Raw genomic sequence first — 20,944 nt, 5'->3', positions numbered from 1 at the left:
CGGGGCGGGGCGGGTCCGGGTCCCGGGGTGCGGGTCCCTTGCGGGGGCGGGTTCCTTGACGGGGCGCCGTGGTCCCCGGGCGCGGGTCCTTTGCGGGGTGCGGGTTTTGGGTGCTTGGGGGTGGCCGGTCTTGGGCCGGTGGCCGTCCGGGATCCGCTCCGGGGCTCGAGTCCGGGACTGCGCTGCATCCGATATGCGGCTCCGCCGCGTGGTCAGCGCGCTTCGCGCGAGTTGCGGCGCTTTACGTCCCGAACACGACCCTTGCGCGTCCGCCTGCCAGGGTCGGGCACCGGGCCCCTCGAGTGCCCGGTGCCGGGGGCGTGAAGGGCCGCGACGCGGAGCCGGTGCTCTGGGGGCAGCCCGCCAACGTTCTCGCCCGCTGCCTGGGGCTGTGCCCCAGCGCTTGTGGTTTGCGGTGCGGAGCTGCCGCCCGGGTGGGCCGCCTGTGCGCCTGTGGCGCGGAGCTGTCGGCTCGGGGAGTGGGCTCCGCGAGTTGTTTACGGCGCGGAGCTGCCGCTCGGGTGGTGTGGGGGCGTCGGCCCCCACGTGCCCCAGGGGCCTGGGGCCACGGCTCAGCCGCGCACGCCGCACAGATGCAGCAGCGCGGCCACACCGCGGTACGGCTCCGTACGTCCCGCTCGGTCCTCCGCCGCCAGCAGCCGTTCCAGCTCCTCGGCGGCCGGCAGTTCGGCCTCGTTGGGGACGTTGTCGGTGAAGACCCGCACCCCGTACCAGGCGTGCAGCGGCGCCGCGATCCCCGCCAGCGTCGCCGTCAGCGCCTCGAGCCGGTCCGCCCGCACCGGAAGCCCGAGCCGGTTGGTGTACGCATCGGTGTCGAACGCGGTCAGCGCGGCCGACCAGTCCCCGGCCAGCCCCGACCGCATGGCCAGTGCGTCCGCGTTCCGTACGAGCAGTGAGAGGAGACCGCCCGGCGCCAGCATCCTGGCCATGCCGGCCAGCATCGCGTCCGGCTCCGTGACGTACATCAGCACCCCGTGGCAGAGCACCACGTCGAAGCTGCCGGGCAGGAAATGCACCCCGGTGTCCCGGCCGTCGCCCTCTATCAGCCGGACCCGCTCACGGATTCCGGCCGGCTCGGTGGCCAGCGAGTTGTGTGCCGCCTTCAGCATCGCGGGATCGGACTCCAGACCGGTCACCGTGTGCCCGGCGCGGGCGAGACGCAGCGCCTGGGTGCCCTGCCCCATCCCCACATCGAGGATGCGCAGCCGCTGCCCGACCGGGTAGCGGGCGGCTATCTGTTCGTCGAGCTGACGGGCGACAAGCTCCTGGCGGACGGTGTTGCGCAGTCCGCCGAGCCCGGCCAACCAGTCGGCCGAAGCGCCTCCGAAGCCGGAGACCTCCGTGCTCAGGGCCGCTCTCCGCGCTTGACCTGCGGCTTCGGCAGACGCAGTCGGCGCATCTGGAGCGTACGCATCAGGCCATACGCGATCGCGCCGCGCTTGGACTCGTTCGGGAAGCGTTCGTTCAGCTGCTTCCTCAGGCGGATCGCCAGACCGATCGAGTCGATGACGATCAGCACGATGACGCCGAGCCAGAGCAGCAGCGCGATGTTCTGCAGCGAGCCGATCCTGACCATGCTCAGCACCAGGATCACCACCGCGAGCGGCAGGAAGAACTCGGCGATGCAGAAGCGGGAGTCGACGAAGTCGCGCACAAAGCGGCGGACCGGTCCCTTGTCACGGGCCGGCAGATAGCGCTCGTCGCCACTGGCGAGGGCCTCGCGCTGCTTGGCCATGTCCACGCGGCGGGCCTCGCGCTGGCGCTTCGCGGCCTCCTTGCGGTCGGTCGGCGCCGCGCTGGAGGCACGGCGGCGCTGGGTCTGGGCCTCACTCCGCTTGGGCGTGGGGCGGCCCTTCGGGGCCTCGGGGTCGCGGGGCTGCTTGGAGAGGTCTGCCTGCACCTTGCCGGTGGGGGACTTCTCTTCCTTGGAACGGCTACCAAACACAAAGCCCAAGGGTACGGGGTGAAAATGCGGGGACCGAACGCCGGTGGGGAACGATCCCGCAACACCGTGCGTCTGTAGGGGACAGAAGCCGGCCATAAGCCGGACAGAGCGGACGTCGCCCGTGGTTTCCCTGACGGCCACCTACTCCTTGCGCCGGATCGAAGCCGTACGCAGTCGTCCTTGGGGAGGAGCGCATCCGCGCTGGAACAGTGCGGTAATGGATGCAGGGCCCGTAATGTGGGTTCTGTTGGAGTGCTGAAGCTGAGTCCGTCAGAAGGGGGCGCGCGAAGCCCATGAGCGGTGTCATGAAGCGTATGGGGATGATCTTCCGCGCGAAGGCAAACAAGGCCCTCGACAGGGCCGAGGATCCGCGCGAGACCCTCGATTACTCGTACCAGAAGCAGCTCGAACTGCTGCAGAAGGTGCGCCGCGGAGTCGCCGATGTGGCGACCTCCCGCAAGCGGCTCGAGCTGCAGCTGAACCAGTTGCAGGGACAGTCGTCCAAGCTGGAGGACCAGGGCCGCAAGGCGCTGGCGCTCGGCCGCGAGGACCTGGCACGCGAGGCGCTGTCCCGCCGCGCGTCCCTGCAGCAGCAGGTCAGCGACCTGGAGACACAGCACACCACGCTGCAGGGCGAGGAGGAGAAGCTCACTCTCGCCGCCCAGCGGCTGCAGGCCAAGGTCGACGCCTTCCGTACGAAGAAGGAGACCATCAAGGCCACCTACACCGCGGCCCAGGCGCAGACCAGGATCGGCGAGGCCTTCTCCGGCATCTCCGAGGAGATGGGCGACGTCGGCCTGGCGATCCAGCGGGCCGAGGACAAGACCGCGCAGTTGCAGGCACGGGCCGGCGCGATCGACGAGCTGCTCGCCTCCGGCGCCCTGGACGACCAGTCCGGAATGGCGAAGGACGACATCGCCGCCGAGCTGGACCGGATTTCCGGTGGTACAGATGTAGAGCTGGAACTGCAGCGGATGAAGGCCGAGCTCGCGGGCGGCTCGAGTTCGCAGCAGGCGATCGAAGGCGGTGCCGCGGGCCGGCAGGACGCCGCCCCGCAGCAGAACACCCCGAACAAGTTCGACAAGCAGTAGGGACTCGTCATGATCGTACGGATCATGGGGGAGGGCCAGGTGAAGCTGGCGGACAGCCACTTCACCGAGCTCAACAAGCTCGACGACGAGCTGCTGGCCGAGATGGAGGGCGGTGACGACGAGGGCTTCCGCAGGACTCTCCACGCGCTCCTGGACCGGGTCCGCGAGCTCGGCGAACCCCTGCCGGACGACGCGCTGGAGCCGTCCGAGCTGATCCTGCCGGCTTCGGACGCCACTCTTGAGGACGTACGGGAGATGCTCAGCGACGACGGTCTCATCCCCGGCTGACCGCTCGCACTCCAACAGCCGAACGCCCCGCCCCGGATCGATCCGGGGCGGGGCATTCTGCTCTCTTCTGCTGTGCTCGCGGGTGTTCGCGGCTGTCGCGGCACGCCGTACCGTTGCTGGATGTGACCTCACTCGCCACCGGGTTCGCCCGCACCCGGAGCTGGCTTCGCGCGCATCCGCTGGCGTTCGACGGAGCGCTCGCCCTGGCCGTACTGATCTGTATGGTCGTCGGCTCCTTCGCCGATCCGAACGGGCCGCACGGTCCGGCCTTCGGCAGCCGTACGCCCGAGCCGCGCAGCCTGGTGCTGATGGTCCTGGTCGCGGGGGCTCTCGTCTTCCGCCGGCGCGACCCGATGCCCGTGCTCGTGTTCACCACCGCGGTCTCGGTCGTCGAGCTCGTCGTGGGCGATCCGGCCGCACCGGTCGCGATGAGTGCCGTGATCGCCCTCTACACCGTCGCCTCCCGCACCGACCGCCCGACCACCTGGCGCGTCGGCCTGTTGACCATGGCCGTGCTGACCGGCGCCGCGATGTTCTTCGGCTCGACCCCCTGGTACACGCAGGAGAACCTCGGCATCTTCGCCTGGACCGGGATGGCGGGAGCCGCGGGAGACGCCGTACGCAGCCGTCGGGCCTTCGTCGACGCGATACGTGAGCGGGCCGAGCGCGCCGAACGCACCCGCGATGAGGAGGCCCGCCGCCGGGTCGCGGAGGAGCGCCTGCGGATCGCCCGCGATCTCCACGATGTGGTCGCGCACCACATCGCCCTGGTCAACGTCCAGGCGGGCGTCGCCGCGCATGTCATGGACAGACGGCCGGACCAGGCCAAGGAGGCCCTCGCCCATGTACGCGAGGCCAGCCGCTCCGCACTCAACGAACTGCGCGCCACCGTCGGTCTGCTCCGCCAGTCCGGCGATCCGGAGGCCCCCACCGAACCGGCTCCCGGCCTCGATGTCCTCGATGAGCTGGTCATCACCTTCCGGCAGGCCGGTCTGCCGGTCGAAGTGGCCCGTGCCGACGACGGGATCCGGCTGCCCGCGGCCGTCGACCTCGCGGTGTACCGGATCATCCAGGAGGCGCTGACCAATGTGCGCAAGCATGCGGGCACGGACGCGAAGGCCGAGGTGAGCGTGGTGCGGGTCGGCCACACCGTGGAGGTCACCGTGCTGGACAACGGCGCCGGGGCCGAAGGGCCGGTGGACGGCGGCGGCCACGGTCTGCTCGGTATGCGCGAGCGGGTCACCGCACTCGGCGGCACCCTCACCGCGGCCCCCCGCTACGGCGGCGGCTTCCGGGTGCAGGCGATACTGCCGGTCAAGACCGGCACGGGGGAGGACAGATGACGATCAGGGTGCTGCTCGCCGACGACCAGGCGCTGCTGCGCAGCGCGTTCCGGGTCCTGGTGGACTCCGAACCCGACATGAATGTCGTCGCGGAGGCGGCGGACGGCGCCGAGGCGGTGGCACTCGCCCGTTCCGCCAAGGCCGATGTCGTCCTGATGGACATCCGGATGCCCGGGACGGACGGGCTCGCCGCCACCCGAATGATCAGCGCCGACCCCGAACTCGCGAACGTACGCGTCGTCATGCTCACCACCTTCGAGGTGGACGAGTACGTCGTGCAGTCGCTGCGGGCAGGCGCATCGGGCTTCCTCGGCAAGGGAGCGGAACCGGACGAACTGCTCAATGCCATCCGTATCGCGGCTGCGGGGGAGGCGCTGCTCTCGCCGATCGCCACCAAGGGCCTGATCGCCAAGTTCCTCGCGCAGGGCGGCACTTCGGACGACGGGCAGGAGTCCCGGCCGCACTCCGAGCGGCTCTCGGCGCTCACCGTGCGCGAGCGCGAAGTCCTCGTCCTGGTCGCCGGCGGCCACTCCAATGACGAGATCGCCGAACGGCTCGAGGTCAGCCCGCTGACCGTCAAGACGCATGTGAACCGTGCGATGGCGAAACTCGGCGCCCGCGACCGCGCCCAATTGGTGGTAATCGCGTACGAATCGGGCCTGGTACGTCCAAGGGTGGAGTGAGCCGGAGCCTCGCGTACTCCAGCTGCGGTATGCGCGAGATAAGGAACTGGACCTGGGGTCGAGGGTTGGGCCTCCTCGAATGGCTGATCGTATTAACGGGCAGTCCGGCTGTGCCCTCTTGTCCTTCCTGCCGCGTAAGCCACAGAAGAGAGACACCATGTCCTGGCTGTCCAGATTCAGCCTGTCGCAACGAGCCCTGATCGGCCTGATGTCGATCGTCGCGATCGCCTTCGGAGCGATCGCCATCCCGCAGCTCAAGCAGCAGCTGCTGCCCTCCATCGAACTGCCGATGGTGTCGGTGCTGGCCCCGTACCAGGGCGCGTCTCCCGATGTGGTCGAGAAGCAGGTCGTCGAACCGCTCGAGAGCACCATCAAGGCCGTCGACGGAATCAAGGGCATCACCTCCACGGCGAGTGAGGGCAACGCCGTGATCATGGCCAGCTTCGACTACGGGGACGGCACCAAGCAACTCGTCGCCGATGTGCAGCAGGCCGTGAACCGGGCCCGTACCCAGCTGCCCGACGACGTCGACCCGCAGGTCGTCGCCGGTTCGACGGACGACATCCCGACCGTTGTCCTCGCCATCACCTCCGACAAGGACCAGCAGGCGCTCAACGACCAGCTGGAGCGCACCGTCGTCCCGGCGATCGAGGACATCGACGGCGTCGGCCAGGTCTCCGTCGACGGCGTCCAGGACCTCCAGGTCTCCGTCACCCCCGACGACAAGAAGCTCGCCTCGGCCGGGCTGAACACCATGGCGCTCGCCGAGGCGCTCAAGGCGGGCGGCGCGACGCTGCCGGCCGGCTCCTTCTCCGAGGACGGCAAGAGCCGTACGGTCCAGGTCGGCGGCGGTTTCACCACGCTGAAGCAGATCGAGGACCTGCGCGTGTCCCCCGAGAAGGGCAAGCCGGTACGCCTCGGTGACATCGCCACGGTGAAGCAGGAGGAGTCCCAGCGGGTCTCCATCACGCGTACGGACGGTAAGCCGAGCCTCGCCGTCCTCGCCACCATGGACAAGGACGGCAGTGCCGTCGCCATCTCCGACGCGGTCAAGGAGAAACTGCCCGAGCTCCGCAAGGCCCTCGGCTCCGGCGCTCAGCTGACCGTCGTCTCCGACCAGGGCCCTGCCGTCTCCAAGTCGATCTCCGGTCTGACCACCGAGGGCGCGCTCGGACTGCTCTTCGCGGTCATCGTGATCCTGGTCTTCCTGGCCTCGCTCCGCTCCACGCTGGTCACGGCGGTCTCCATCCCGCTCTCGGTCGTCCTCGCGCTGATCGTGCTGTGGACGCGTGACCTGTCGCTCAACATGCTCACGCTGGGCGCGCTGACCATCGCGATCGGCCGGGTCGTCGACGACTCGATCGTGGTTCTGGAGAACATCAAGCGGCACCTCGGCTACGGCGAGGAGCGGCAGGCGGCCATCATCACCGCGGTGAAGGAAGTGGCGGGCGCCGTCACCTCCTCGACGCTGACGACCGTCGCCGTGTTCCTGCCCATCGGTCTGGTGGGCGGCATGGTCGGGGAGCTCTTCGGCTCGTTCTCGCTGACCATCACCGCGGCCCTGCTGGCCTCGCTGCTGGTCTCGCTGACCGTCGTCCCCGTCCTGTCGTACTGGTTCCTGCGCGCCCCGAAGGCCGTACGGGGCATCGACCCGGACGAGGCCCGGCGCAAGGCGGAGGAGAAGGAGGCGCGCAGCCCGCTGCAGCGGATGTACGTCCCGGTGCTGCGTTTCGCGACCCGTCGCCGCCTCACCAGCGTCGTCCTCGCGCTCGTCGTGCTCTTCGGCACCTTCGGCATGGCCGGACTGCTGAAGACGAACTTCTTCGACCAGGGCGAGCAGGAGGTCATGTCCGTCAAGCAGGAGCTGGCCCCCGGCACCAGCCTGGAGGCGGCGGACGCCTCCGCGAAGAAGTTCGAGAAGGTCCTCGACGGAATCGACGAGATCAAGGACTACCAGGTCACGGTCGGCTCCTCCGGCTTCATGGCGGCCTTCGGCGGCGGTACGGGTGCCAACCAGGCTTCCTACCAGCTGACCCTGAAGGACGCGTCGTCGTACGAGAAGACCCGCGACCGTATCGACGAGGAGCTCGGCAAGCTCGACGGCATCGGCGACACGACGATCGCGGCGGGCGACGGCTTCGGCAACCAGAACCTGAGCGTCGTGGTGAAGGCGTCCGACGCGGACACGCTGAAGAAGGCGTCCGAGGCGGTACGGGCCGAGGTGGCGAAGCTCGACGACGTCACCGACGTACAGAGCGACCTGGCGCAGAGCATCCCGCGGATCTCGGTCAAGGCGAACGAGAAGGCGGCGGAAGCGGGCTTCAACGAGACCACGCTGGGTCTGGCCGTCGGCCAGGCGGTACGCGGCACTCCGTCGGCCAAGGCGATCCTGGACGACACCGAGCGCGATGTCGTGATCACCTCGGCGAAGCCGGCGAAGACGCTGTCGGACCTTCGTAACCTCGCCCTGGGTCCGGTCAAGCTCGGTGACATCGCCGATGTGAAGCTGGTCCCGGGACCGGTCTCGATGACGCGGATCGACGGCTCGCGGGCCGCGACGATCACGGCGAAGCCGACCGGTGACAACACGGGCGCGGTGAGCGCGTCGCTCCAGAGCAAGCTCAAGTCGCTGGACCTCCCCGACGGTGCCACGGCCACCATCGGTGGTGTCTCCTCCGACCAGGACGATGCCTTCGCCTCGCTGGGCCTGGCGATGCTGGCGGCGATCGCGATCGTCTTCATGCTGCTGGTCGCGACGTTCCGCTCGCTGGTCCAGCCGCTGATCCTGCTCGTCTCGATCCCCTTCGCGGCGACGGGCGCGATCGGCCTGCTGATCGTCACGGGCACACCGATGGGTGTCCCGGCGATGATCGGCATGCTGATGCTCATCGGCATCGTGGTCACCAACGCGATCGTGCTGATCGACCTGATCAACCAGTACCGGGCCCAGGGCCTGGGCGTGGTGGAAGCGGTCGTCGAGGGCGGCCGCCACCGGCTGCGCCCGATCCTGATGACAGCCCTGGCGACGATCTTCGCGCTGCTCCCGATGGCCCTGGGCGTCACGGGAGAGGGCGGCTTCATTGCCAAGCCGCTGGCGGTGGTGGTGATCGGCGGCCTGATCACCTCGACGCTGCTGACGCTGCTGCTGGTCCCGACGCTGTACGCGATGGTGGAACTCCGCAAGGAGCGCCGCGCCACGAAGAAGGCAGCGAAGCGCGCGTCCAAGTCCCCCGCCCCGCAGAGCGAGGCGGACTCGGAGCGCGCCGCCCAGGAACCGGCCCAGGTCTGAGCCGTCCCGGACAAAGCAGGGGTGCCCCCGGCCGGAACGGCCGGGGGCACCCCCTGTTTGTGGTCCGAGCCCACCGCTACGGCAGCGCCAGCATCCTCTCCAGCGCCAGCTTCGCGAAGCTCTCCGTCTCCCTGTCGACCTGGATCCGGTTCACCAGATTCCCCTCCGCCAGCGACTCCAGCGCCCACACCAGGTGGGGCAGGTCGATGCGGTTCATCGTCGAGCAGAAGCACACCGTCTTGTCGAGGAAGACGATCTCCTTGTCGGGGTGCGCGTTCGCGACCCGGCGGACCAGGTTGAGCTCTGTGCCGATCGCCCACTTCGAGCCGGCCGGAGCCGCCTCCAGCGTCTTGATGATGTACTCCGTCGAGCCGACGTAGTCCGCGGCCGACACGACCTCGTGCTTGCACTCGGGGTGGACGAGGACATTCACGCCCGGGATCCGCTCCCGCACATCGTTGACCGAGTCCAGCGAGAAGCGACCGTGCACCGAGCAGTGCCCGCGCCACAGGATCATCTTCGCGTTGCGCAGCTGCTCAACCGTCAGCCCGCCGTTCGGCTTGTGCGGGTTGTAGAGGACGCAGTCGTCGAGCGACATCCCCATCTCCCGCACCGCGGTGTTGCGCCCCAGGTGCTGGTCGGGCAGGAACAGCACCTTCTCGCCCTGCTCGAAGGCCCAGTCCAGCGCCCGCTTCGCGTTCGACGATGTACAGATCGTCCCGCCGTGCTTGCCGGTGAAGGCCTTGATGTCGGCCGAGGAGTTCATGTACGACACGGGCACGACCTGCTCCGCGATGCCGGCCTCGGTCAGCACGTCCCAGCACTCGGCGACCTGCTCCGCGGTGGCCATGTCGGCCATCGAACAGCCGGCGGCCAGGTCGGGCAGTACGACCTTCTGGTCGTCCGAGGTCAGGATGTCCGCAGACTCGGCCATGAAGTGCACACCGCAGAAGACGATGTACTCGGCCTCCGGCCGCGCCGCGGCGTCCTTGGCCAGCTTGAAGGAGTCCCCGGTCACGTCCGCGAACTGGATGACCTCGTCGCGCTGGTAGTGGTGCCCCAGGACGAAGACCTTGTCCCCGAGCTTCTCCTTGGCTGCACGAGCGCGCTCCACCAGGTCCGGGTCGGACGGGGAGGGCAGGTCGCCGGGGCACTCCACACCGCGCTCGCTCCTGGGGTCGGCCTCGCGGCCGAGCAGCAGCAGGGCGAGCGGCGTCGGCTGGACGTCGAGCTCCGGGCGGGCTTGGGCGGTGGTCACGACACGCACCCTTTCTTTTCTGCAGACAGACCTTCTCGTCTATTTGACGCTATCTATCATAACCGCTTCACGTCACTTTGACGATGGCCATAGCGTCCATGTGACGCACCCCCCGTCCACAGGTCGGTGCCCCCGTTGATCCGGTGTGCGAGCATGAAAGGGAACAACATGCCCTCGGCCCCGGAATGAATCCGCGGCCACGCCGGTTGCAATCGTCGGCAAGCAGTCTCCGTACAACCCGGGAGAGAAGCAGATGTCCGTATCGGACGAGACCACCACCGTGAGCGACGGCATCCTCCTGTCCGACGCCGCCGCAGCCAAGGTCAAGGGCCTGCTGGAGCAGGAAGGCCGGGACGACCTGGCGCTGCGCGTCGCCGTTCAGCCCGGTGGCTGCTCGGGTCTGCGCTACCAGCTGTTCTTCGACGAGCGTTCGCTCGACGGCGATGTCGTGAAGGACTTCGACGGCGTCAAGGTCGTCACCGACCGGATGAGCGCTCCCTACCTGGGCGGCGCCTCCATCGACTTCGTCGACACGATCGAGAAGCAGGGCTTCACCATCGACAACCCGAACGCCACCGGGTCCTGCGCCTGCGGCGACTCCTTCAGCTAAAGCTGAGCCCAGTCGGGCGAAAGGCGGCGGCCCCGATCTCCGGGAGCCGCCGCCTTCGCCTGTCCGGCGTCTCGTCTGTTCGGTGTGTCGTCTGCTCGGTGTCTGTCCGGCGTCTGTCGGACGCCGCTCCGGAAAGCACGTGTCTACGTCACATGTGCTACTTCAGCGGGACGGCCTTGCCCGTCTCCGCGTCCACGACCTTCCGGTCGCCCAGCGGCTTGTCCAGCGTCACCTTCTCCGTCAGCTCCTTCGCGATCATGACGCAGATCCGCTTCGGGTCGGGATGCGACTCGACGACCCGGACCTTCACCTGGCTGTCGCTCTCGCTCGCCGTCGCCGCGTAGTCGCTGCACACGCCACCCCAGAACGTCACGGACAGAACCCGCCCGTTCACGCTGTACGACGTGATGCCCCGCTCGGACCCCGCTACAGGATCCTTCTGCGGCTGGGTCGGCTTGATGTTCCGCTTCGGCGGTGCGGACTTCGACAGGAACTTCGGGTCCACCGCCGTCTGGGTGACCGTGAACGGCTGGGCGCCGCCCGTCGGCTTCACCTCGAACAGCCATGACGGTACGAGCACCTGCCGTCCGTCCACGTACTGTGCTGCCAGCCCGAAAACGGCCTTGCCGACCGTCAGCCGCTCAGGACCGGCCGCCTTGCTCTTCGGCTCGCACGGCGCCGCGGGCTTCTGCTCGCCCTCCACCGGCACCGGGGTGGCACAACCGCCGATCCCGATCGGGCCCGCGCCCTCACCGGCCTTGTTCAGCTGCTTCAGCGCCTCCTGGGCCGAGACCACCGGATACTCGTCGCTCTTCTCGGGCTTCTTCAACTGCCCGCTACCGCCGACCACTTGACCGTCCGCACCGACCTGGATCCCGGTCGTCCAGCCATACGTCGGCAGCCCGCCGACCGCCGGAGCGGCATTCACCACCCGTACCGCGCCCATCAGCTGGCGGGCATCCAGCTCGGCGTCGCTCTGGCCGACCGCCTTCAACACGGGAGCGGCGGCCTTCTTCGCGGCCTCCTCGCTCACCGCGGGGCCCTCGGCAGCCCTCCCCGCCTCCCCCGGCGCGCCGCGCGAGGGACACGCCTTGCCCTTCAGGCAGTTGTCACCGCCCGGCGAAGCCCCGAACCGGGCGAACGTCCAGGTGCCCGGCGCCTGCTGGTTGACCTGGAGCAGCGGGCCCGCGCCATCCTTTTCGGCGCCGATCTTCCAGGCCGGGCCGACCGGTCGCGGTGTGCCCGGCAGCCCGAGCGCCTTCGCCAGCCGGGTCACCTCGGCCTCGGTGACAGCTCCGTTCGTACGGTAGACAGGGGCGGAATCCGGACCGTCCGGCAGCTTGCCCTCGGCCCGGTAGACGATCCCGCCATTGGGGTCGGGCTCGCCGGGCGCGATGCCGGGGCCGCCGCTGCCCGCAGAGGTGTCCAGCGAGAGCAGTGGCGGTGCCATATCGCGTGGCGCGCCGCTCTGGGTGTCCGCGCTGCCGCCGCCACCGAAGCCGGCCGTCGCGAAGTACGTACCGCCTCCCGCGACCAGCACCGCCGCCGCCACCGAGGCGACGGCGAGCGGGGAACGCCGGCGGTTCGGGCTGTCCGCGCTGTTGGGGGGTCGCTCCGTACTGCTCACCGCATCGCTCCTTGTCTCATGCCCCCTTCTGCCGGGGGCACGGATGGGACGGAGCGGGGGAGCGCACGGTTCCCCTCCGTGCGCCTCTTGCGCGTCAGCCGCCGTATTGCGTCAGTTGCCGTACCGCGTCAGTCGCCGTATTCGGACATTGCGTCGATCAGGCGGGCGGAAGCGGCCGGAACTACGACACCATGGATACGGGACGGCGGCACGGGCGCGGGCACAGTGGCCGCGGGCACCACCCAGTGCGGAGCCATCCGTGCGCAGTCACCGCGCAGCTGGGCCAGGCTGATCTCGGACTCTCGCTGCTCGCGCGGGGCGATGTGCTTCGTCATATTCGCACCGTACGAGTCGGTAGCCCAGGAGAAAAGCCCTACTATCGGGTAGTTTCCGCACTTCAGGACAGGTGCTTCGACCCGGTAGCGTTAACTGTCAACGCCACCCCGCCACAGGAGCGTCCTCGCCGTGCGAATCGCAGTCACCGGCTCCATTGCCACCGACCACCTCATGACCTTCCCCGGCCGCTTCGCCGACCAGTTGGTCGGCGACCAGTTGCACACGGTCTCCCTCTCCTTCCTCGTCGACAACCTCGACGTGCGCAGGGGCGGTGTCGGCGCCAACATCTGCTTCGGTATGGGCCAGCTCGGCACCAGGCCCGTCCTGGTCGGCGCGGCCGGAGCCGACTTCGACGAGTACCGCGCCTGGCTCGACCGGCACGGCGTCGACACCGGCTCGGTCCGTATCTCCGAGGTCCTGCACACCGCCCGCTTCGTCTGCACGACGGACGCCGACCACAACCAGATCGGCTCCTTCTACACGGGCGCGATGAGCGAGGCCCGTCAGATCGAGCTCAAGAAGGTCGCCGACCGGGTCGGCGGCCTCGACCTGGTACTGATCGGCGCGGACGACCCCGAGGCGATGCTCCGCCACACCGAGGAGTGCAAGACCCGCTCCATCCCGTTCGCCGCGGACTTCTCCCAGCAGATCGCGCGGATGAGCGGCGACGACATCCGTACTCTCCTCGACGGCGCCACCTACCTCTTCTCCAACGAGTACGAGAAGGGGCTCATCGAGTCCAAGACCGGCTGGACCGACGAGGAGATCCTGGGCAAGGTCGGCCACCGCGTCACCACGCTCGGCTCGCGCGGCGTCCGTATCGAGCAGGCCGGTCAGGGCGCGATCGAGGTGGGCTGCGCGGAGGAGGAGGCCAAGGTCGACCCGACCGGCGTCGGCGACGCGTTCCGCGCGGGCTTCCTCTCGGGCCTGTCCTGGGGTGTGAGCCTGGAGCGCGCGGCTCAGATCGGCTGCATGCTGGCGACCCTGGTCATCGAGACCCTGGGCACCCAGGAGTACACCCTGCGCCGCGCCCACTTCATGGACCGCTTCACCAAGGCGTACGGCCACGAGGCCGCGGCCGAGGTCCGGACGTACATCGCCTGATCAGCAGTCCCGATCAGCACTTACGAGCGCCGGCGGACCACATAGGCCACGCCCCGGTCCGCCGGCCGCTCGCCCACGTACTCCTGGTCCCGCATCTCGCACCACGCCGGAATGTCCAGGCGTGCCGCCTCGTCGTCCGCGAGGACCGTCACCGTGCCACCGACCGGTACGTCCCCGATCACCTTCGCCAGCTCGATCACCGGGATCGGGCACAGCTTGCCGAGCGCGTCCACGACCAGCGACGCCTCCGTACCGGTCCCGGTGGCCGCGACGGGCGCCCCGAGCCGCTCGCGCACCCCGGCCACCACCCCCGGCAGCACCTCGAGAAAGCGGTCCACCTCCACCTCGGTCGTACCGAGAGGGAGCGAGACACGGACGTTTCCCTCCGACAGCACACCCATCGCCCGCAGCACATGGCTCGGCGTCAGCGTGCTGCTCGTGCAGGAGGACCCCGACGAGACCGAGAAACCCGCCCGGTCCAGCTCGTGCAGCAGAGTCTCTCCGTCGACATAGAGACAGGAGAAGGTGACGAGATGGGGGAGCCGGCGCACCGGATCGCCGACCACCTCCACATCCGGGACCAGCTCCGGGACACGGGCCCGGATCCGGTCCACCAGGGCCCGCAGCCGTACCGCCTCGTCCGCCGCTTCCGCCCGCACCGCCCGCAGTGAGGCCGCGGCCGCCACGATCGCCGGGATGTTCTGGAAGCCGGCCGTCCGCCCCGACTCCCGCTCGTCGGCGGGCCCTTGTGGGGCGAACCGGACACCCTTGCGCACGGCGAGCAGTCCGACTCCCGCAGGACCACCCCATTTGTGGGCACTCGCCGCGAGCAGTGACCAGTCACCCTCCACCGGCCCCCAGCCGAGCGACTGCGCCGCGTCCACCAGCAGCGGCACCCCGGCCGTCCGGCACGCCTCGGCGACCAGGTCCACCGGCTGCTCGGAACCCACCTCATGGTTGGCCGACTGCAGACAGGCCAGCGCGGTGTCCTCACGCAGCGCGGCGGCGTACACGGCAGGAGAGACCGCTCCGGCCCGGTCCACCGGGACCTCGGTCACCGCGGTGCCGTCCACCGCCTCGTGCGCGGCCGCCGCATGGAGCACCGAGGAGTGCTCGACCGCGGAAACGACCAGGTGGCGCCCGACACGCCGACGGCCCGCGAGAGCGCCGGAAATTCCCAGGTGAACCGCGTGCGTCCCCGAAGGGGTGAAGACCAGCTCGTCCGGACGGCAGCCCACCGCCTCCGCCGCCGCCTCCCGCGCGGCGTCCAACAACAGCCGGGCGCGCCGCCCCTCACGGTAGAGCCGGGCCGGATCGGCCCAGCCCTCGTCCAGGGATGCCTGTAGGGCCTGCCGGGCAACCGGGTGCAGGGGAGCGGAGGATGCGGCGTCGAAGTAGGGCACCCTGCCACGCTAACCCCCGTGCGCGGAGGGGCCGTCAGATGCCTGCCGGAGGCCGGGATTCCGGGGGGATTCCACCCCTTCGGGGAGTCGGGCGGCGCGTTGGGCACCCTCCCCGCGCGACCCCAAATAGCGTCCAGTAGGGTTTGGTCCGCATAAACATCCAAACCCCTGCCCGCGTCAGGGCCGGCGACCGACCAGTGAGACGGCCGCGGCATGCCGCGCGGGCCGAGACTCTCGGGAAGGCGCTACGTGAGTCCCAACGGCTCCGACCGCTCGTCGCGGCGCCCGATGCGGCGGAAGCTGCTCCAGGTGCTGACCGCGGGTGTAGTCCTGGCGACCGCCTCCGGTTGCACATATGAGGACTTCCCCCGCCTGGGTATGCCCACCCCGGTAACGGAAGAGGCCCCTCGGATCCTCTCCCTCTGGCAGGGCTCGTGGGCGGCAGCGCTCATCACGGGCGCGCTGGTGTGGGGTCTGATCATTTGGAGTGTCATTTTCCACCGGCGCAGCCGCACCAAGGTGGAGGTACCCCCGCAGACCCGGTACAACATGCCCATCGAGGCGCTGTACACGGTTGTTCCGCTCATCATCGTTTCGGTGCTCTTCTACTTCACCGCGCGTGACGAGTCGAAGCTCCTGGCTCTCTCCAAGCCCGCCCACACGGTCAACGTGGTCGGCTACCAGTGGAGCTGGGGCTTCAACTACATCGAGAACGTCGAAGGCTCCTCGGGAGACGCCAAGACCAACAAGAGCCTGGGCGCCATCCCCGACAGGTTCCGCGAGGACTTCCCGGCGGCCGCGGGCGGCGTCTACGACGCCGGCATCCCCGGCACCCGGAACCCGCAGACCGGAAACCCGGGCCCGACGCTCTGGCTGCCCAAGGGAGAGAAGGTCCGGTTCATCCTGACCTCTCGTGACGTCATCCACTCCTTCTGGGTGATCCCCTTCCTGATGAAGCAGGACGTCATCCCGGGCCACACCAACACCTTCGAGGTGACTCCGAACCATGAGGGCACCTTCATGGGCAAGTGCGCCGAGCTCTGCGGCGTCGACCACTCCCGGATGCTCTTCAACGTCAAGGTCGTCTCCCCGGAGCGCTACCAGCAGCATCTGAAGGAGCTGGCGGAGAAGGGGCAGACCGGCTACATCCCGTCGGGCATTGAGCTGACGGACCCGGCCCGGAACTCGGAGACGAACAAACTGTGAGCATCCTCAACGAACCTCAGGGTGCCGCCGCAGCAGCTGACGACTCGTACGAGAACGAGCTGCCGGTACGGCGCAAGCAGCCGGGTACTGTGATCGTGAGTTGGCTGACCACCACCGATCACAAGACCATCGGCACGATGTACCTGGTCACGTCGTTCGCGTTCTTCTGCATCGGCGGCCTGATGGCGCTCTTCATGCGCGCCGAGCTGGCCCGTCCCGGCACGCAGATCATGTCGAACGAGCAGTTCAACCAGGCGTTCACGATGCACGGCACGATCATGCTGCTGATGTTCGCGACGCCGCTCTTCGCCGGATTCGCGAACTGGATCATGCCGCTGCAGATCGGCGCGCCCGATGTGGCGTTCCCGCGGCTGAACATGTTCGCGTACTGGCTGTACCTCTTCGGCTCGCTGATCGCGGTGGCCGGCTTCCTCACCCCGCAGGGTGCGGCCGACTTCGGCTGGTTCGCCTACTCCCCGCTGTCGGACGCGGTCCGTTCGCCGGGCGTCGGCGCCGACATGTGGATCATGGGTCTGGCTTTCTCCGGCTTCGGCACCATCCTCGGTTCGGTCAACTTCATCACCACGATCATCTGCATGCGAGCCCCCGGCATGACGATGTTCCGGATGCCGATCTTCGTCTGGAACGTGCTGCTGACCGGTGTGCTGGTCCTGCTCGCCTTCCCGGTGCTGGCCGCCGCGCTCTTCGCGCTGGAGGCGGACCGTAAATTCGGTGCGCACATCTTCGACGCCTCCAACGGCGGGGCCCTGCTCTGGCAACACCTCTTCTGGTTCTTCGGCCATCCAGAGGTGTACATCATCGCCTTGCCCTTCTTCGGCATCGTCTCCGAGATCATTCCGGTCTTCAGCCGAAAGCCGATGTTCGGCTACATCGGTCTGGTGGCCGCGACGATCGCCATCGCGGGCCTGTCCGTGACGGTGTGGGCGCACCACATGTACGTCACAGGCGGCGTCCTGCTGCCGTTCTTCTCCTTCATGACCTTCCTGATCGCGGTACCGACCGGTGTGAAGTTCTTCAACTGGATCGGCACCATGTGGAAGGGCTCACTGTCCTTCGAGACACCGATGCTCTGGACGATCGGCTTCCTGGTCACCTTCACCTTCGGTGGACTGACCGGCGTCATCCTGGCCTCGCCGCCGATGGACTTCCACGTCTCCGACTCGTACTTCGTCGTCGCGCACTTCCACTACGTCGTCTTCGGCACCGTCGTCTTCGCGATGTTCGCCGGATTCCACTTCTGGTGGCCGAAGTTCACGGGCAAGATGCTGGACGAGCGGCTCGGCAAGATGACCTTCTGGACGCTGTTCATCGGCTTCCACGGCACGTTCCTGGTGCAGCACTGGCTGGGTGCCGAGGGCATGCCGCGTCGCTACGCGGACTACCTCGCCGCCGACGGCTTCACCACGCTGAACACCATCTCCACGATCAGTTCGTTCCTGCTCGGTCTGTCGGTCCTGCCGTTCATGTACAACGTCTGGAAGACGGCCAAGTACGGCAAGAAGATCGAGGTCGACGACCCGTGGGGCTACGGCCGTTCGCTCGAATGGGCGACGTCCTGCCCGCCGCCGCGGCACAACTTCCTCACCCTGCCGCGGATCCGTTCCGAATCCCCGGCGTTCGACCTGCACCACCCGGAGATCGCCGCTCTCGACCAGCTCGAGCACGGCGGTCACGGAGCCAGCGTCCTTACCGGTGACAAGGAGGACGGCAAGTGAAGATCCAAGGCAAGATGTTCCTCTGGCTGAGCGTCTTCATCCTCGCCGTCGCCATCCTGTACGGCGTGTGGTCGAAGGAGCCGGCCGGTACCACCGCGCTCTTCCTGGCCTTCGGCCTGAGCGTCATGATCGGCTACTACCTGGCCTTCACGGCCCGGCGAGTGGACGCCATGGCCCAGGACGACAAGGAGGCCGACGTGGCGGACGAGGCCGGCGAGGTGGGGTTCTTCGCCCCGCACAGCTGGCAGCCGCTCGCGCTCGGCATCGGTGGCGCGCTGGCCTTCATGGGCGTCGTCTTCGGCTGGTGGCTGTTGTACTTCTCCGCCCCGGTCATCCTGGTCGGCCTGTTCGGCTGGGTGTTCGAGTTCTACCGCGGTGAGAACCAGAACCAGTAACACCGCGTCAGCAGCACACGGGCCGGGCCCGGATCCCACTCACTCCTGAGAGGGATCCGGGCCCTCGTTTGCAGTCACCCGGCGCGCCGTTATTGACCGATCTTCATAACGTGTGCTTATGAACCACACCCCGCACATACGCACCGTCGTCAGCTGCACCCTGCTGGTCGTGTCCCTCGGGGCGGGCGCGGCCGCGTGCTTCGGTTCCGACGGCAACCCGCTCGCCGCGAAGCCGTACGACGCGGCGGAACAGATCTCCTTGAACGCGCCGTCCGACAGCGCCAAAGCGGACCCGGACAAGCCTCTCGAGATCACCGTCGACGGCAGTGACGGCCGGATCACCGATGTCATGGTGACCGACGAACGGGGCCACCACCTCGCCGGAGAGCTCTCCGCGGACGGCGGCCGCTGGCGCTCCACAGCGCCCCTGTCGGCCGGCGCCAAGTACACCGCGAAGGTCTCCATGGAGGACGAGGACGGCTACCCGGGCACCCGGACGATCACCTTTGAGACCGCGCCCTCCAAGAAGCTCCTGACCGTCCAATTCGGCCCGAAGGCGGGCACGTACGGGGTCGGCCAGCCCATCACCGCGGAGCTCACCGCCCCGGTCAGGGACAAGGCGGCCAGGGCGGTCGTCGAAAGCGCCCTGAAGGTCGAGTCCACGCCCGCGGTGGAGGGCACCTGGCACTGGGTGGACGACAAGAAGCTGCACTTCCGCCCGAAGGAGTACTGGCCCGCAGGCGCGACCGTCAGCGCGGTCAGCAACCTCCAGGGCGTCAAGGTCGCCGACAAGCTCTACGGCGGCGCCTCGCAGCCGCTGAAACTCACCATCGGGGACCGAATAGAGGCCATAACCGACGCCGGCGCGCACCAGATGACGGTCAAGCGCAACGGAGAAGTGATCAACACCATTCCGGTGACCACCGGCAAGCCCGGCTTCTCCACCCGGAACGGAATCAAGGTCGTGCTCGGCAAGGAGTACTTCGTACGGATGCGCGGCACCAGCATCGGTATCTCCGCGGGCAGCTCGGAATCGTACGACCTGTCCGTCTACTACGCGACCCGCGTCACCTGGAGCGGTGAGTACGTCCACGCCGCGCCGTGGTCCGTCGGCTCACAGGGGTACGCGAACGTCAGCCACGGCTGCACCGGGATGTCCACGAGCAATGCCGCCTGGTTCTACAAGACCGTGCGCGAGGGCGACATAGTCAAGGTCATCAACAGCGCCGGCGCCGAAATGGACCCCTTCGGCAACGGCTTCGGCGACTGGAACCTGTCCTGGGACACATGGCGCAAGGGCAGTGCCCTGGTGGCCGGGACCAGGGACGGCAGCAGCCCCGACGACGCGGCGCGACTGCGTCCCCAGGTCTGACCCGGCCGGGGCCTCAGGCCTGAACAGCGAGCCTGCGGCGCAGCAGGGCGGCCAGGGAGTCCGCGAACTCCACCGGCTCGACCGGAAGGGTCACCGCGGCCTCCGCACGGCTCCAGGTGGCCAGCCAGGCGTCCTGCGGGCGGCCCATCAGCAGCAGTACGGGCGGGCAGTTGAAGATCTCGTCCTTGATCTGCCGGCAGACGCCCATACCGCCCGCGGGAACCGACTCGCCGTCCAGTACGCAGACATCGACACCGCCCTCGTCCAGCGCTTTCAGGACGGCAGGCAGGGTCGCGCACTCCAGGAACTCCACCGGCGGCAGATCGGCGGCCGGCCTGCGTCCCGCTGCCAACCGCACCTGCTCGCGGGTGCCCGAGTCATCGCTGTAGACCAGCACCGTGGCAGTCGCCTGCATTGTTCCTCCGCCTCGTTGGATCAGGAACCGATGCGGCGGATGCTACTCCGTCCGACTGCCTGTCAACAGCGGTTCGGACACCGCTTCGATGGGCCGTTCGGGCAGGACACACCCCACTGACACACCGAACGGCACCCCCCGGGGTGAGGGCGGGATAAGCGACCGACATAATGTCGGTCGTGGCGACAGCAACGACAGTAGAAACCGGGCACGCGCACCCGTCGGTCAATCGGCCGAACCTCACCAGCGTCGGAACCATCATCTGGCTGAGTTCCGAGCTGATGTTCTTCGCGGCCCTCTTCGCGATGTACTTCACCCTGCGATCGGTGACGGGCGCCGAGCACTGGAAGGAAATGGCTTCGGCCCTGAACTTCCCGTTCTCCGCGACGAACACCACGATCCTGGTGCTCTCCTCCCTCACCTGCCAGCTCGGCGTCTTCGCCGCGGAGCGGGGCGATGTGAAGAAGCTCCGCACCTGGTTCTCGATCACATTCGTGATGGGTGCGATCTTCATCGGCGGTCAGGTCTTCGAGTACACCGAACTGGTCAAGAAGGACGGCCTCTCGCTGTCCTCCGACCCGTACGGCTCGGTGTTCTACCTGACCACCGGCTTCCACGGCCTGCACGTGACGGGCGGCCTCATCGCGTTCCTGCTGGTACTCGGCAGGACGTACGCGGCGAGGAGATTCACGCACGAGCAGGCAACCGCCGCCATCGTCGTGTCCTACTACTGGCACTTCGTCGATGTCGTCTGGATCGGCCTCTTTGCCACGATCTACATGATCAAGTAACGGCGCAGGCACTGGTTGCCTGAAGCAGACA

The 20,944-nt window shown here is 68.4% G+C and carries 19 protein-coding genes; 12 read left to right on the top strand and 7 right to left on the bottom strand.

Translation table 11 applies throughout. The annotated features are described in order from the left end of the window. Nucleotides 1–572 precede the first annotated feature (572 nt). On the bottom strand, nucleotides 573–1,325 hold the full coding sequence (locus tag OG735_RS11795; RefSeq protein ID WP_327323105.1) for a class I SAM-dependent methyltransferase: 753 nt from the start codon (nucleotides 1,323–1,325) through the stop codon (nucleotides 573–575). A 41-nt stretch (nucleotides 1,326–1,366) separates the two neighbouring features. Next, complete coding sequence (locus OG735_RS11790) at nucleotides 1,367–1,966, bottom strand: DUF3043 domain-containing protein (protein ID WP_327323104.1); 600 nt, start codon at nucleotides 1,964–1,966, stop codon at nucleotides 1,367–1,369. Between the two features lie 305 nt (nucleotides 1,967–2,271). Between OG735_RS11790 and OG735_RS11785 the strand changes: the two genes are divergently transcribed. The 5 genes from OG735_RS11785 to OG735_RS11765 all read left to right on the top strand — a co-directional run bounded on the left by OG735_RS11785 (nucleotide 2,272) and on the right by OG735_RS11765 (nucleotide 8,660). Further along, nucleotides 2,272–3,057, top strand: coding sequence for a PspA/IM30 family protein (locus OG735_RS11785; protein WP_327323103.1), 786 nt, complete (start codon nucleotides 2,272–2,274; stop codon nucleotides 3,055–3,057). 9 nt (nucleotides 3,058–3,066) lie between these two features. Then, complete coding sequence (pspAA, locus tag OG735_RS11780; protein ID WP_327323102.1) at nucleotides 3,067–3,345, top strand: PspA-associated protein PspAA; 279 nt, start codon at nucleotides 3,067–3,069, stop codon at nucleotides 3,343–3,345. Nucleotides 3,346–3,467: 122 nt separating this feature from the next. After that, nucleotides 3,468–4,688: a sensor histidine kinase gene (locus OG735_RS11775; protein WP_327323101.1), complete on the top strand. Its 1,221-nt coding sequence runs from the start codon at nucleotides 3,468–3,470 to the stop codon at nucleotides 4,686–4,688. Further along, nucleotides 4,685–5,371, top strand: coding sequence for a response regulator transcription factor (locus tag OG735_RS11770; RefSeq protein ID WP_327323100.1), 687 nt, complete (start codon nucleotides 4,685–4,687; stop codon nucleotides 5,369–5,371). Before OG735_RS11775 ends, OG735_RS11770 begins: the two co-directional genes overlap by 4 nt. A 157-nt stretch (nucleotides 5,372–5,528) precedes the next feature. Beyond that, complete coding sequence (locus OG735_RS11765; RefSeq protein WP_327323099.1) at nucleotides 5,529–8,660, top strand: efflux RND transporter permease subunit; 3,132 nt, start codon at nucleotides 5,529–5,531, stop codon at nucleotides 8,658–8,660. 76 nt (nucleotides 8,661–8,736) lie between these two features. On the opposite strand, the gene nadA is transcribed toward OG735_RS11765, so the two are convergent. Next, complete coding sequence (nadA, locus tag OG735_RS11760) at nucleotides 8,737–9,927, bottom strand: quinolinate synthase NadA (RefSeq protein WP_327323098.1); 1,191 nt, start codon at nucleotides 9,925–9,927, stop codon at nucleotides 8,737–8,739. Between the two features lie 244 nt (nucleotides 9,928–10,171). Between nadA and OG735_RS11755 the strand changes: the two genes are divergently transcribed. Then, nucleotides 10,172–10,528: a HesB/IscA family protein gene (locus OG735_RS11755; protein WP_030933606.1), complete on the top strand. Its 357-nt coding sequence runs from the start codon at nucleotides 10,172–10,174 to the stop codon at nucleotides 10,526–10,528. A 157-nt stretch (nucleotides 10,529–10,685) separates the two neighbouring features. Here OG735_RS11755 and OG735_RS11750 read toward each other — a convergent pair whose 3' ends face one another. Both OG735_RS11750 and OG735_RS11745 read right to left on the bottom strand, forming a co-directional pair. Then, nucleotides 10,686–12,155: a hypothetical protein gene (locus OG735_RS11750; RefSeq protein WP_327323097.1), complete on the bottom strand. Its 1,470-nt coding sequence runs from the start codon at nucleotides 12,153–12,155 to the stop codon at nucleotides 10,686–10,688. Nucleotides 12,156–12,283: 128 nt separating this feature from the next. Then, on the bottom strand, nucleotides 12,284–12,490 hold the full coding sequence (locus OG735_RS11745) for a hypothetical protein (RefSeq protein WP_327323096.1): 207 nt from the start codon (nucleotides 12,488–12,490) through the stop codon (nucleotides 12,284–12,286). A gap of 130 nt (nucleotides 12,491–12,620) precedes the next feature. On the opposite strand from OG735_RS11745, the gene OG735_RS11740 reads away from it, so the two are divergent. After that, nucleotides 12,621–13,595 (top strand): carbohydrate kinase family protein, encoded by a 975-nt coding sequence (locus OG735_RS11740; protein WP_327323095.1) that lies wholly within the window; start codon nucleotides 12,621–12,623, stop codon nucleotides 13,593–13,595. 20 nt (nucleotides 13,596–13,615) lie between these two features. Here the strand turns inward: OG735_RS11740 and OG735_RS11735 are convergent, their stop codons facing one another. Beyond that, the gene (locus tag OG735_RS11735) at nucleotides 13,616–14,998 is read right to left on the bottom strand and encodes a cysteine desulfurase/sulfurtransferase TusA family protein (RefSeq protein WP_327323094.1); all 1,383 of its coding nucleotides are present in this window, start codon (nucleotides 14,996–14,998) and stop codon (nucleotides 13,616–13,618) included. Nucleotides 14,999–15,247: 249 nt separating this feature from the next. Here OG735_RS11735 and ctaC point away from each other — a divergent pair, with 249 nt between their 5' ends. The 4 genes from ctaC (at nucleotide 15,248) to OG735_RS11715 (ending at nucleotide 19,707) form a co-directional block, all read left to right on the top strand. Then, complete coding sequence (ctaC, locus tag OG735_RS11730) at nucleotides 15,248–16,204, top strand: aa3-type cytochrome oxidase subunit II (RefSeq protein WP_327323093.1); 957 nt, start codon at nucleotides 15,248–15,250, stop codon at nucleotides 16,202–16,204. Continuing rightward, nucleotides 16,201–17,940 carry an aa3-type cytochrome oxidase subunit I gene (ctaD, locus tag OG735_RS11725; RefSeq protein WP_327323091.1) on the top strand — a complete coding sequence of 580 codons (1,740 nt, stop codon included), beginning with the start codon at nucleotides 16,201–16,203 and terminating at the stop codon, nucleotides 17,938–17,940. Before ctaC ends, ctaD begins: the two co-directional genes overlap by 4 nt. Then, the gene (locus OG735_RS11720; RefSeq protein WP_327323090.1) at nucleotides 17,937–18,335 is read left to right on the top strand and encodes a cytochrome c oxidase subunit 4; all 399 of its coding nucleotides are present in this window, start codon (nucleotides 17,937–17,939) and stop codon (nucleotides 18,333–18,335) included. Before ctaD ends, OG735_RS11720 begins: the two co-directional genes overlap by 4 nt. A gap of 118 nt (nucleotides 18,336–18,453) precedes the next feature. Next, nucleotides 18,454–19,707, top strand: a complete 1,254-nt coding sequence (locus OG735_RS11715) for a L,D-transpeptidase (RefSeq protein ID WP_327323089.1) — start codon at nucleotides 18,454–18,456, stop codon at nucleotides 19,705–19,707. A gap of 13 nt (nucleotides 19,708–19,720) precedes the next feature. Here the strand turns inward: OG735_RS11715 and OG735_RS11710 are convergent, their stop codons facing one another. Continuing rightward, the gene (locus tag OG735_RS11710; RefSeq protein ID WP_327323088.1) at nucleotides 19,721–20,122 is read right to left on the bottom strand and encodes a hypothetical protein; all 402 of its coding nucleotides are present in this window, start codon (nucleotides 20,120–20,122) and stop codon (nucleotides 19,721–19,723) included. A 170-nt stretch (nucleotides 20,123–20,292) separates the two neighbouring features. Here OG735_RS11710 and ctaE point away from each other — a divergent pair, with 170 nt between their 5' ends. Next, nucleotides 20,293–20,913, top strand: coding sequence for an aa3-type cytochrome oxidase subunit III (gene ctaE / locus OG735_RS11705; protein WP_327323087.1), 621 nt, complete (start codon nucleotides 20,293–20,295; stop codon nucleotides 20,911–20,913). Nucleotides 20,914–20,944: the final 31 nt, after the last annotated feature.

This window comes from Streptomyces sp. NBC_01210 (assembly GCF_036010325.1).
In the GTDB taxonomy this organism is placed as follows: domain Bacteria; phylum Actinomycetota; class Actinomycetes; order Streptomycetales; family Streptomycetaceae; genus Streptomyces.
This window is presented reverse-complemented; position numbering and strand designations above follow the sequence as displayed.

Coding starts and splice junctions, on each gene's coding strand:
- OG735_RS11785 (WP_327323103.1), top strand. CDS start 2,272: ATGAAGCGTATGGGGATGATCTTCCGCGCGAAGGCAAACAAGGCCCTC.
- pspAA (WP_327323102.1), top strand. CDS start 3,067: ATGATCGTACGGATCATGGGGGAGGGCCAGGTGAAGCTGGCGGACAGC.
- OG735_RS11770 (WP_327323100.1), top strand. CDS start 4,685: ATGACGATCAGGGTGCTGCTCGCCGACGACCAGGCGCTGCTGCGCAGC.
- OG735_RS11765 (WP_327323099.1), top strand. CDS start 5,529: ATGTCCTGGCTGTCCAGATTCAGCCTGTCGCAACGAGCCCTGATCGGC.
- OG735_RS11755 (WP_030933606.1), top strand. CDS start 10,172: ATGTCCGTATCGGACGAGACCACCACCGTGAGCGACGGCATCCTCCTG.
- OG735_RS11745 (WP_327323096.1), bottom strand. CDS start 12,490: ATGACGAAGCACATCGCCCCGCGCGAGCAGCGAGAGTCCGAGATCAGC.
- OG735_RS11715 (WP_327323089.1), top strand. CDS start 18,454: ATGAACCACACCCCGCACATACGCACCGTCGTCAGCTGCACCCTGCTG.
- OG735_RS11710 (WP_327323088.1), bottom strand. CDS start 20,122: ATGCAGGCGACTGCCACGGTGCTGGTCTACAGCGATGACTCGGGCACC.
- ctaE (WP_327323087.1), top strand. CDS start 20,293: ATGTCGGTCGTGGCGACAGCAACGACAGTAGAAACCGGGCACGCGCAC.